A 13112-nucleotide genomic window follows, 5' to 3' on the forward strand; every position below is an offset into this window, starting at 1 on the left:
TCGTTAAAACGTCAGTGGGTTGGACACAAATTTTTTCAACGTATTTGGCAATGGCAAACGCTGAGTGACTACTGACAGCGGTTTTGCCCGAGTTTTTTTCAGAGTCATCTGTGGCTGCACCCGGGTTGCAGGCATACAGTTTCGGGCACAAACTTTCGTCGCCCCGGGTGTAAAGGACTCACGCAGGGCATCAATGATGTGTACAGGTGCCCCTGTAGCCAGGGCAGCCTCCAGGGCGGTCTGGCCTGACTGGTTGCGAATATTGGGATTGGCACCATGAGCCAGCAAGTCGTCGACCATGTTGCCGCGCCTGTTATAGACTGCATAGTCCAGCGCGGTTTTACCGTCTTTATCAGGAATATTGGGATCGGCACCTTCGCCCAGCAGGATGTTAACGTTCAGAAGTTCTTTACGAAGGACCGCAATGCACAGCGGGGTGTGCCCATCATGATTACGGGCATTAATATCGGCACCGTGATCCAGCAGGCACTTCAGGAGCATGACTTTCTGTTCGCTTAATTTCCGTGCGGCAAAGTGCAGCGCCGTCCACCCGCAGTCATGGGCTTGCAGATCAGCTCCGTGGTCCAGCAAGGCCTTGCTAATCTCATAACTGCCATTTTCGGCAGCCAGAAGCAGAGGTATGTACTCTTTCTTAGTCAACGGGTCGAAAGTGGCGAAATTGGGGTCAATCCCCCTGGTCAGCAGGGTCTTGATGACATCTGACACTCTGTTGAATCGGTAACTGATACAATAGAGCGGGTGGTGGCCTTGCCGGTCACAGAGATTGGGGTCAATCCCCCGCTCCTCCAGCAGGTCCAGCAGGTTGTCCACGGCTTTGCGGTCACCATCACTGGTTGCTGCTACCAGTTGATCGCCCAAATCAACCAAATCGAGATCAGACGTCGATGGATGCATGCTCCCGTTGCCTGGGGACGCAACCCCACGTGAAATATTTTCTGCGCGGGCAAAAGGTTGCTGGAGAGAAGTTACTGGCTGTGCGTGGGGATCCCCAGCCGTTTCCTCCGGATTGGCAGCGCCAGGTGAACATTGTCTGATGCTTGAATACATTTCTGTTAAAGTCAGTGAGTTAGACACAGATTTTGTCAAATGATCTGCTAACGGCAGGTGTTGAGATTCTTTTGACAGCGGTTTTATCCGGTTTTTTTTCGGGGTCATCCGGGGCCGCATCAGGGTTGCACGAATACAGTTTCGGGCACAAATCTGCAGCGACCCGGGTTTAAAGGGCTCACGCAGGGCATCAATGATGCGCGGAGGTGACCCTGTAACGAGGGCAGCCTCCAGGGCAGTCTGGCCTGACTGGTTGCGAATATTGGGGTTGGCACCATGGGCCAGCAGCAGGTCAACACAGGTTGAGTTGCTTTTCTCTATCGCCAGATGCAGCGGGGTATCGCCCTTTTTGCCCGCCTTGTTGGGATTGGCACCGTAAGCAAGGAGCATATACACAATGTCGTCTGTGTATTGCTTACTTAATGCCGTGCACAGTGCGTTGCTCCACCCGTAGCTGGAGATGTCGCCGGGCGTATCAGGATTGGCACCGTGAGCCAGCAAGTCGTCAACAATATTGGTGCTCCAGTTTAAGACTGCATGGTCTAGCGCGGTACGACCGTAAGTATCAGGAATATTGGGATCGGCACCTTCGCTCAGCAGGATGTTAACGGCCGGAAGACTGTCACGAATGACTGCACTGCTCAGCGGGGTACGTCCTATACTATCACGGACATTAATATCAGCACCGTGATCCAGCAGGCACTTCAGAAGCATGAAGCTTTGTCTGCCGAATTTCCGTGTGGCCCAGTGCAGCGCCGTCCAATCAGAGCCGTCACGGGCTTGCGGATCAGCTCCGTATTCCAGCAAGACCTTGCTGACCTCATAACTGCCGTTTTCGGCGGCACAAAGTAGAGGTATGTTCTTTTTTCCATTCCACGGATCAATGTTGCAGAGATTGGGGTTCGCTCCCCTGTCCAGCAGGGTCTTGAGAATTCTGTTAGCTCTGCCCTGGCAACTGGCCCAATAAAGCGGGTAGTAGCCTTGCCGGTCGCAGAGATTGGGGTCGATCCCCAGATCCTGCACCCGGTTCAGCAGGTTGTTGACGGCTGCCAGGTCTCGCTTAATGATTGCCGCTGCCAGTTGATCGCCCAAGCCCCGCAAATCGACATCAGACGTCAGTGGATGTAAGCTCCCGTTGCCTGGGGAAGCCACCCCACGTGCTGAACTATTTTCTGCGCTGGCAACAGGTTGCTGGAGAGAAGATACTGGCTGTGCCTGGGGACTCCCAGCCGTTCCCTCAGGATTGCCAGTGTCATCCCGGGAAGATGAACATTGTCTGATGCTTGAGAACATTTCGTTAAAGAGTCAGTGGGTTGGACACAAATTTTGTCAAGGTATTTGGCAACGGCAGGCGTTGAGATACTATTGACAGCGGTTTTGCCCGAGTTTTTTTCGGAGTCATCTGTGGCCGCATCAGGGTTGCACGAATACAGTCTCGGGCACAAATCTTCAGCGACCTGGGTTTAAAGGGCTCACGCAGGGCATCGATGATGCGAGGAGGTAGCCCTGCATCTAAGGCAACCGCCAGGGCGGTCTGGCCTGACCGGTTGCGAATATTGGGGTTGGCACCGTGGGCCAGCAGCATGTCAACACAGGTTGAGTTGCTACTTGCTATCGCCAGATGCAGCGGGGTATCGCCATTCTTGCTCGTCTTGTTGGGATCGGCACCGTAGGCAAGGAGCATACTCACAATGTCGTCGTCTGTGTATTGTTTACTTAATGCCTCGCAGAGTGGGTTGCTAAACCTGCCGCTGTGGATGTCACCGGGCTTATCAGGATTGGCATCATGAGCCAGCAAATCGTCGACCATGCTGGCACTCCAGCGAAGGACTGCAAAGTCCAGCGCGGTACTACCATCTTTATCAGGAATATTGGGGTCGGCACCTTCGGCCAGCAGGATGTTAACGGCCAGGAGTTCGTTATTAAAGATGGCAATGCACAGCGGGGTGTGCCCAAAATGATTACGGGCATTAATATCGGCACCGTGATTCAGCAGGCACTTCAGGAGCATGATACTCTGATCGCGTACTTGCCGTACGGCCAGGTGCAGCGCCGTACAATTACGGCAGTCATGGACATGCGGATCAGCTCCGTGTTCCAGCAGGACCTTGCTGATTTCATACTTGCCATTTCTGGCAGCCAGAAGCAGAGGTTTGTTCTCTCTATTAGTCAACGGGTCGACGGTGTTGAAATTGGGGTCAACCCCACTGTTCAGGAGGGTTTTGAGGACATTGGACAGTCCGCTGTGTCTTTCACTGATCCAGGAGAGCGGGTGGTGGCCTCGCCGGTCACAGAGATTGGGGTCAATCTTCCGCTCCTTCAGCAAGCTCAGCAGGTTGTCCACAGCTTTCCGGTCACCCTTCCTGATTGCTACTGCCAGTTGATCGCCCAAATCACCCAACTCAGAATCAGACGTCGATGGATGCATTCTTCCGTTGCCCGGGGAAGCCACGGTACGTTTTGAAATATTATCTGCGCTGGCAACGGGTTGCTGGAGAGAAGATGATGGCTGTGCATTGGAACTCCCGGCCGCTTCCTCCGGATTGTCGATGTCATCCCGGGGCAATAAACATTGTCTGATGTTTGGGTTCATTTCTGTCCTTTGGTCCGTTGCTGGAAAATCCCAAAGAGGAAAGTTGATACCTGTCTTTTAGTTCCTGAATCTGGTGTGTCATCGCTTTAAGAGCCAAATGGCAAAATAGAGGCTAGTTCAAAAGGCCTATTGCGCAACCCTGTTGCCTGTGTTTTGTTCTGATGCCCACGGCGCTGCGGTGATGAATTCCCACGGTGAACCTTGGTCGTATGACTTTATGAATAGAAAAAAACCGGGGATATAAAGTCCGGAAAACTCAGTAGAAAACTGACCACAAGGGTATAAACGGAGGTGGTACTTAAGGAAGGTTTTTCATTTATAGCGAGTACGATATGCATTCCCACGGGGGGATCCCGTGGGAGAGTTTCGCCCACGACAACACCGGATAACCGTTCACGCTTAACTCGGCAAGTACTCTTTCCCCCAGCCAGTACCGATAACTTTGTCGTTTAGCATGGTTGCAATTTGTTCATCGGTATAGCCAAGACCCGCAACAATTTCAGTAGTCGAACGGCCTAATCGCTCGGTTGGTGTTTGCGCAATAATCTGTGCCCGTGAAGGCCTGATTGAGTAGTGATCAATAATAGTCACTGCGTGTCCACTGGGATGATCCCGGTAGCTGGAAAACGCATAACTGCCAAGGTCAATTCCCACTTTACCATCGGCAGGGCGAGTGTAACGCTCTCGAAGCTCGGCGATCCCCACTGAGCGCACCGCTGCTATATCCTGTTCCCGCAGCGCCTGCGCCCAATGATCAGCACTTTCCCCTAAGAGAACCTCGGTCAAAAAGGCCTTCTTATCTTTTGCTTCACTAATGCCAGCAAGGCCCGGAACGCGTTCAAGCTTGATCAACTCCTGCTCGCTGGCATCAATAAATAAATTGCCGTCTTTCGTTGCGTAAAAATGCGATAAATCGTGATTGCCCAGAGCCTCTCGCCCGGATGCTTCATCAAACGGAGCACGCCCCTGATAATCATAGGCAAATTTAATTTGTGCCAGATTGGTTGCCGCAGATAACGAAGTACACGCCCGGCTGTGCCGCCCGGTGCGCATTTTGTGATAAAGACTTAAGGCCATCCCCAAACCGCCAACAAAACCACAATTAACATCCAAAGTGCCTAAGTGTGCGTGTTCTTCTGGCGTTTGTGGTCCACCAAAACGACTCATAATGCCGCTATTTGCCTGAATAATGTCGTCATAACCTATGTAGTCTGTTTTGGGTCCACGGGTTGGTCCTCCCAGGCAGTCTAAACGACAGAATAACACGCCCGGATTAACGGCCTGTAAGCTGGCTTCGTCCAGACCCAAAGGCACTATCTGGCGCTCGGGGGCATTAATTAACACCAGGTCAACGGATCGAACTAGCTGGTGAAAAATATCCCGTCCCTGTTCAGTATTGATATCAACCAAAGCACTCTTTTTGCCAATATTGGCTTGAAAACTGTACACGGTGCCAATCAGTGGGTCATACAATGGTGTAACCGGATCCAATTTGATCACTTCGGCACCAAAGCGACTTAAAAAGGCGGCAGAATGGGGGCCGGCAATAACATTGGTCAAATCGAGTATTTTCACACCTGCCAACCAGGCCTGGCGATTGTCCTGTGCCGCAACCGCGCCAGTTAGCCGGGACGTTGCTTTAACATCTAAAAGCTCAGCCAGTGCTGCCTCAAAATCAACCGTGACTCTGGCCCTTGGCTGTAACATTTGTTCCGCCGATTCTTCCAGCCAGACCATAGGCCCCGGTTGTTTCATCATTCCATATTCAGGATCATCCACTTCAACGATCAATCCCGCTTGCGCACAGTGGTCACTGTTGACCCATTCCTGAGTGGTGCGATGGGGTGCCCCCGGAATTTGCCCTTCGCCAAAGATAACCCCCCACTCTTCTGAGGTTTTGGTTAAAAACACCCGCTTCATTTTGGCTGAGATAATGTCAGCCCACTTTTTCGGCAGTGGATAAACGCCAATGGAGGTTTCGTCATCCCACTCATCAACCGGTAAATGCAGATTGTTCACCTCAGGTAAGCCTTCGGCCAACAACTCGTCATATAAGCCCGTTACCTGTAAACAGCGTTTGGCGTGATTGCGATGGGATGGACAAACGACGTAGAAAAAGCGACCGTCTTTGCATTGGTAAGTGCGATAGAAGGGATCCAGGTACTCTTGTAAATCGTCGTAGCTAACATCCATCGGCAGATTGTTTTCTTTGCGATGATTGATTTCATGCTCGCGCATGGTCAGGTAGCGTTTGGGCAAATCTTCAATAACGATGGAGTTGTACGACAACCCTTCCATTAAGGCAGCGACAATCGGCACTTCAATATGATCACCAACACCGAGTTTTTCCCGGGCGAACAGTGCCATCACCACCGAGCTGGCCGCCAGCGTTGTCGCATAGGCTGAGCACAATGACAAAGGAGAAAAACTGGGATCCACGCCCATCAATACCCGGTTAAAGCCCATATCGGTGAAAGCACCAGAGTTAGCCGCAACAATCGCCTCTGTTGCTTTCCACTGACTGCGCAATTGATCATTACTGGCATAGCCCGGCATGGAAATTGTGATCAGCTCAGGACGTGCTTGCCGCAACTGTGCAAAATCAATTCCCAGACGCTTTAAGACACCGGGACGAAAACTTTCTAAAACAATATCGGCGTGATCAATTAAGCTTAACGCCTGTGCCAGACCCTGATCGGATTTCAGATCAATATTTACCGTGGTTTTGTTCCGGTTCAAAACGGCATTGGCGGGGCTCTGCCATTGTGGCCCGGTTGGCGGATCAATATGAATCACCGTTGCCCCCAGGTCAGCCAGAATCATGGCGACCGCAGGCCCGGCTATTTGCTGGCCAAAATCGATAACCCGAATACCGATTAATGGTAGATTTGCTTTCATACTCAATGTGTTTTCTCACTCTATTTAATTAGTAGTTCTGACTTTCAATCTCCAGCGTAAAAACGTGAAAAGTAATAATTATCATAAAAGTCGTTATTAATTAATTAGCCCATTTGAAAACTGAGTAGTTACCTTTCAAATTTATTAAACACCGACATAATAAACGCTTGACAAAAACTGACCAGCAATAAAAATATTATCTTTGATCTTAATTTTTTTATAACAGCCTATTCCCGGTCAGCCTCCCAGGCCGGTTGAACTTCACTGAGCAACCAGGTACGAAATGCCTCGACATCCTGATGTTTAACATGAGAGTTGGGGTAAACGAGATAAAAAGCTTCATCGGTTGGAATTTTAGTTTTAAACGGGGTAACCAACTTACCCGAATCGATCAGATCCCTTACCAGGCTGGTGCGACCAAGCGCAATACCCTCCCCCAATACTGCCAACTCCAATGCCGATACCAAGGTGTCCATATAAAAGCCCTGGCTGGTCTTGATATCTTTATAATTGGCCTGACTGAGCCAGTGCCCCCAACCTTCTTCATAGCCCATCACGTGCAGCAACATATGCTCAGAGAGATCAAAGGTGTCTGCATCAATCGGGTATTTTGCCAGGTATTCGGGACTGCACACAGGAAAGAGCTCATCCCAGGTTAACCGGTCGCTGGTCATCCCCTGCCAATGGCCCTTGCCGTAGCGAATTTCCAGATCGCTATCCAGGCTATTTTCCCGCTCAACTTCATTCACCCAGATATTGCTGGTCAAACGCAGGTTAGTACCCGGATATTGCTTTCTAAAATTTTTCAGCCTCGGCGCTAACCACTTAATAAAAAACACCATATTCACTTTAATGGTCAGCAGGTTCGTTCGACCATGGCCAAAGATCTCTTCCGTGGCAACGGTCAGGCGCTCAACAGAATCGTGGACAGCGGGTAGATAGGCGGCCCCGGCATCGGTCAGCTCCAGTCCCCTTGGTAACCGGCGAAACAATAAACAACCCAACTGGCTCTCCAGGCCCTTGACCTGCTGGCTCACGGCTGCCTGAGTAAGGTTTAGCTCGTTAGCCGCATGAGTAAAACTCAAGTGCCGGGCAGAGGCCTCAAATGCCCTGATCCAGTTTAAGGGCGGCAGTCGTTTTTTCATAAGAATACCGTATAAGTACCTGAGCATTTGAAATCATATTGCAAACTGGCCAGATCAAAGGGAAGTTAACGACTTAAACAAATGTTTAATTATTATTTTCAAGCTTTTTAGCTTTGGTTTTTAATATTACATAACTTAATAAGTGGCACTTACAAATTATTTTATACCTTTGCCATAAGTTTTATTGATTGTCTTCAAACCGAAAGCTGCTCAAAATTATACCATGTCGTAAAAGTCGCTATTAGAGAAATGACTGATTGGCAATCATCGTATTTTTTCAGAGCGAGGCAAAAAAATGAATAACAACAAACGCGAAAAAAAGCATATTGACTTGCGAAAGCAAACGTTACCAACGGGTGTCGTGCTTGTAAGTACGCAAAAACAGGTACATGAGGAAATATTACTTCCTGTCGTCTAACCTGACCTCTATGTTTATATCATTTCCCGAAGACTTACCATCCAGCCTGCCTGAGTATATTGCTCAACGGCAGGACCAGAATGTTCAGCTGCAAGAGCAGTTGCCCGGCAACAGGCCCGGATTGAACCACTCGATAACGCCCCTAACCACCATGCCCTCCTGTTTGTGCAGAAGAGGTGATTGCGCATGAAGACATTCCCGAGGGATCCACCCGTTACGGTCGGGAGCCCAGCTCCGAGCAGGCGATGGAAATTAAGGTTAAGACCTTTCAAAGGCATTCAGGAAAAAACGGCTCAGTGTTCCGGATGACCCGACCTTACCCCTGCACAATACCCCTTGCGCAAGTCAGTGCAGGCGTTTTTGAGTACTTACCCGTGCGTCCAGGTTTACCGAGCGGAGCGACACTATGAACAGCCCGAAGTCAGTAACCGGTATTTTTGCCAATACCCATCCCGTGATGAGCAGGGGCTCGGCGATAGTCATTGTCGCCTTTGTCCTTTTTACGATCATTGCCCCGGCATACGCTAATAGCCTCTATGAAGCCGCCAAGCGCTTTATCGCCACCAGTCTGGCCTGGTATTACGCTATCCTGATGAGTTTCTTTTTACTCCTGGCCATATACACAGCGTTTAGTCGCTTTGGCCGCATTAAGTTAGGTCACGACAACGACAAACCAGAATACGGCTTCTTTTCCTGGTTCTCGATGCTGTTTAGTGCGGGTATTGGTATCGGCATCCTGTTCTGGAGTATTGCCGAGCCAATTTACCACTTGCAAAGCAATCCTTTTATTGCCGAAGGCCAGGCAAAAACCGTGGCAGCCGCACAGATAGCGATGCGCGTCAGTATCTTTCACTGGGGCTTACACGGTTGGGCACTATTTGCGATTACGGGGATGGCATTAGCTTATTTCACCTACCGCAAAGGCTTGCCATTATCGATCCGTTCTGGCTTGTACCCGACCTTTGGCAACAAAATATACGGCCCGATTGGTCACATGGCGGACTTGCTGGCGGTTTTCGGTACTGTATTTGGTATCGCCACCTCGTTAGGACTTGGCGCACAGCAGATGAACGCAGGTATTAACTACCTGTTTGGTATCAATATAAACCCGGCCAACCAAGTGATCATTATTGCGATCATTACAGGATTGGCAACGCTCTCAACGTTAAGAGGCCTGGACAAAGGCCTGAAAAAAGTCAGCGAATTAAACATGCGCCTTACCGCATTAATGCTGACCTTCTTTATTGTTCTGGGGCCAACTGCTTATTTACTGGGAGCCTTTGCCACTAACCTGGGTGATTACATGACCCATGCCGTCGGGCTCGGTTTTTGGGTTGATCCGGATCCCAAAAGTCAATGGCAGAGTTGCTGGACCCTGTTTTATTGGGGCTGGTGGATCGCCTGGGCACCCTTCGTCGGCATTTTTATTGCCCGTATCTCTAAAGGCCGTACCGTCAAAGAGTTTATTCTGGGAGTCTTGATCGCACCAACGTTACTGGCAACCTTTTGGATCACCGCGTTTGGTAATACGGCTATTTTTATTGAACTCTTTGGTTCTGGCGGGGTCACAGAGGCCATTAATAAAGATATTACAACGGCTTTATTTGTCACCATGGAGTTAATGGACCTGGGTACGGTTGTTGTTGGAATCGGTGCCATTATCTGCACAGTCATGCTAGTGACTTACTTTATCACTTCTGCTGACTCGGCAACCCTGGTTATCTGTACGTTAGTGTCTATGGGCAAACAAAAATCACCTCCCAAGTTACGTATGTTCTGGGGCTTACTCATTGGTGCGGTTGCCGGTGTGTTATTAATTGCCGGTGGCTTAAAAGCGTTACAAACCGCCTCTATTGTTGCGGCACTGCCCTATTCTATTGTTCTGGCGCTTACTACCTGGGGCTTGTATAAGGCTTTTCGCGAGGAACCCAATATTGACATGCCATACTCAGTCACCCCCGGTGATACTCCACTGCCACCGGAATACGGTCAAGGCTATGCGCTCAAGCGCAGTAAGCAGGAAACAGCGGAGTGCCTGGCGACTAATCAAAATGTTTAGTGCAGAAAAGCACCAATACCCGTTCATCCTGAGCGGAGTCGAAGGATGGGAGCACTGCACTTCGACTCCGCTTGTGTGAACGGCATGGATATCAACGCTTGCCAGTGAATAGACTGTCCTAACGAATAAGGAAAACCACATGTCTTCACAGATCATTCTTCCGCGTATTCTGCAAGTTGGTGAACATGCGAGTTTGGCAGTCGCTGATATTTTAACCAGTATGGGCTGCTCCCGCGCCCTGATTGTCACTGATAACATGATGGTTAAATTAGGCTATGTCGCTAACATCACAAAAGTACTGGAACAGCAACATATAACGTTTGATGTTTTCTCAGACACCGTGCCCGAGCCAACCGTTGCCTCCATTCAAGCCGGGGTGGAAATGGCCAGGGCAGGTGATTATGACGGCATAATTGCTTTAGGTGGTGGTAGTTCTATCGATAGCGCCAAAGCCATTGCAATGCTCGCTCAATACGGCGGTGACATGAAAGATTACCGTTTCCCGCGTATTGTCAACGAACCCGGCTTACCCCTTATCGCGATTCCAACTACTGCCGGTACCGGCTCAGAAGCAACCCGTGTCACCATTATTACTGACGAAACCAGCGACGAAAAAATGCTCTGTATTGGTACCGGCTTTATGCCTGTTGCCGCGCTCGTTGACTACACGCTGACCATCAGTGTACCAGCCCGAACCACCGCAGATACCGGTATTGATGCCCTGACCCACGCCATTGAAGCTTACGTCAGTAGAAAAGCCAATGCTTACAGCGATACGCAAGCCATTGCCGCCATGAAACTCATTGCGCCAAACCTGCGCAAGGTTTACCACAATGGCGAAGATCAACAGGCCCGGGAACAAATGATGTTGGGTTCGACCCTGGCGGGTGTTGCTTTCTCTAACGCATCGGTTGCCCTGGTACACGGTATGAGCCGCCCTATTGGCGCTTTTTTCCACGTACCGCACGGTTTATCGAATGCCATGTTATTACCGGATGTCACGGAATATTCTATTCCTGCTGCCCCCGGGCGCTACGCGGATTGTGCCCGGGCTATGGGCATCGCTGCTCACCGGGCCAGTGACCGGCAAGCCAATGAAAAATTATTAACTGAACTCAAAGCCCTCAACGAAGAGTTATCCGTACCAACGCCAGCGCAATTCGGTATCGATAAAAATGAATTTTTCTCCGTTTGCCAGACTATGGCGGAACAAGCCCTGGCCTCAGGCTCACCAGGCAATAACCCAAGAGTACCAAGTACTGAAGAACTCGTGAGCATGTATCAGGCACTATGGGATTAGCACAATGCTCAAGCACTCATGAATCAACTGAGCCTGAGTGCTAAAAATATCAGCCCCGGGAGGACATCAATGAATACCATTGGTCATTTTATCAACGGTGAAATGGTCCACGATACTGAACGCACTCAAGCAGTGTATAACCCCGCAACAGGCCAGGCAGAAAAACAAGTCGCACTGGCTTCTGTTGCTACCGTTGAAGAAGCGATCACCAGGGCTGAAGCCGCTTATCCAGCATGGCGCAATACACCAACAATAAAGCGTGCCCGCGTCATGTTTAAGTTCAAAGAATTACTTGAACAAAACACCGAAAAAATTTACCAACTTATTGGACAGGAGCACGGCAAAATTTCACACGACGCTGCGGGTGAATTACAACGCGGTATTGAAAATGTCGAATACGCCTGTGGCATCCCTGAATTATTAAAAGGTGAACACAGCAAAAACGTTGGCCCGAATATCGACTCCTGGAGTGAATTTCAACCACTGGGCGTTGTTGCTGGCATCACCCCGTTTAACTTCCCGGTTATGGTGCCGCTGTGGATGTTCCCGATAGCCATTGCCTGTGGTAACTGCTTTGTTCTAAAGCCGTCTGAGCGTGATCCCGGTGCCCCCCTGTTTATCGCTGAACTATTACAGCAAGCGGGATTACCTGACGGCGTTCTGAATGTGGTTAACGGGGATAAAGTTGCGGTAGACACTTTACTTAACGACGAGCGTATTAAAGCGGTCAGTTTTGTTGGCTCAACACCCATTGCCGAATACATCTACCAAACAGCGACTAAAAATGGCAAGCGATGCCAGGCGCTTGGCGCTGCTAAAAACCACGCCATTATTATGCCAGATGCCGATATGGATAACGCAGTAAACCAACTGCTTGGTGCCGCCTTTGGCTCCTCTGGCCAGCGTTGTATGGCGCTATCCGTGGCAGTGGCGGTTGGTGATCAGGCTGCTGATGAATTAGTGGCAAAAATGGCTGAGGCAATGAAAGGCCTGAAAGTTGGTGCCTGCACCGATAGCAGCAACGACTTTGGTCCGGTTATTACCGGTGCTCATCGTGACAAGGTGGTCAGCTACATCAATCATGCCGAAAGCCAGGGGGCAAGCATCGTCGTTGATGGCCGCACCCCGAACGTCGATGGCTACCCCGATGGCTTCTTTGTTGGCGGCACCCTGATAGACCGGGTAACACCAGACATGACCAGCTACCAGGAAGAAATCTTTGGCCCTGTACTGCAAGTCGTCCGTGTTAACACGATGCAAGAAGCGATGGACTTAATCGATGCTCACGAATACGGCAACGGTACTTGTATTTTTACCCGCGACGGCGAAGCAGCCCGTTACTTTTCTGATCACATCCAGGTGGGCATGGTCGGTATCAACATACCGCTACCAGTACCCGTTGCTTACCACAGCTTTGGTGGCTGGAAGCGCTCGCTGTTTGGTGACTTGCACGCTTACGGCCCTGACTCCGTGCGTTTTTACACCAGACGCAAAACCATTACTCAACGCTGGCCTTCTGCCGGTATCCGCGAAGGTGCTCAATTTTCGATGCCGATAATGAAATAAAAGCTCAGTAAAAAAACTGTCCACAAACAGCTACCCCTTCTTGGGGTAGACGGTGGCGGTACTTC

7 protein-coding genes are annotated in these 13112 nt (G+C 50.1%); 3 read left to right on the forward strand and 4 right to left on the reverse strand.

Annotated features, from left to right (window positions below; all coding sequences use genetic code 11):
* Positions 1–3: 3 nt before the first annotated feature.
* The 4 genes from J7439_RS13970 to gcvA form a co-directional block, all read right to left on the reverse strand.
* A complete protein-coding gene (locus J7439_RS13970; protein ID WP_209202565.1) occupies positions 4–2361 on the reverse strand; it encodes an ankyrin repeat domain-containing protein in 2358 nt (785 codons plus the stop codon).
* 4 nt (positions 2362–2365) lie between these two features.
* Positions 2366–3661, reverse strand: coding sequence for an ankyrin repeat domain-containing protein (locus tag J7439_RS13975; protein WP_209202567.1), 1296 nt, complete (start codon positions 3659–3661; stop codon positions 2366–2368).
* 399 nt (positions 3662–4060) lie between these two features.
* Positions 4061–6559 carry a CoA transferase gene (locus tag J7439_RS13980; RefSeq protein ID WP_209202569.1) on the reverse strand — a complete coding sequence of 833 codons (2499 nt, stop codon included), beginning with the start codon at positions 6557–6559 and terminating at the stop codon, positions 4061–4063.
* A 227-nt stretch (positions 6560–6786) separates the two neighbouring features.
* A complete protein-coding gene (gene gcvA, locus J7439_RS13985; RefSeq protein WP_209202571.1) occupies positions 6787–7704 on the reverse strand; it encodes a transcriptional regulator GcvA in 918 nt (305 codons plus the stop codon).
* 824 nt (positions 7705–8528) lie between these two features.
* Here gcvA and J7439_RS13990 point away from each other — a divergent pair.
* The 3 genes from J7439_RS13990 to J7439_RS14000 all read left to right on the forward strand — a co-directional run bounded on the left by J7439_RS13990 (position 8529) and on the right by J7439_RS14000 (position 13047).
* Positions 8529–10181 carry a BCCT family transporter gene (locus J7439_RS13990; RefSeq protein WP_209202573.1) on the forward strand — a complete coding sequence of 551 codons (1653 nt, stop codon included), beginning with the start codon at positions 8529–8531 and terminating at the stop codon, positions 10179–10181.
* Between the two features lie 139 nt (positions 10182–10320).
* On the forward strand, positions 10321–11481 hold the full coding sequence (locus J7439_RS13995; protein WP_209202575.1) for an iron-containing alcohol dehydrogenase: 1161 nt from the start codon (positions 10321–10323) through the stop codon (positions 11479–11481).
* 69 nt (positions 11482–11550) lie between these two features.
* On the forward strand, positions 11551–13047 hold the full coding sequence (locus J7439_RS14000) for a CoA-acylating methylmalonate-semialdehyde dehydrogenase (protein ID WP_209202577.1): 1497 nt from the start codon (positions 11551–11553) through the stop codon (positions 13045–13047).
* Positions 13048–13112: the final 65 nt, after the last annotated feature.

This window comes from Salinisphaera sp. G21_0 (assembly GCF_017744115.1).
GTDB lineage: Bacteria > Pseudomonadota > Gammaproteobacteria > Pseudomonadales > Endozoicomonadaceae > Endozoicomonas.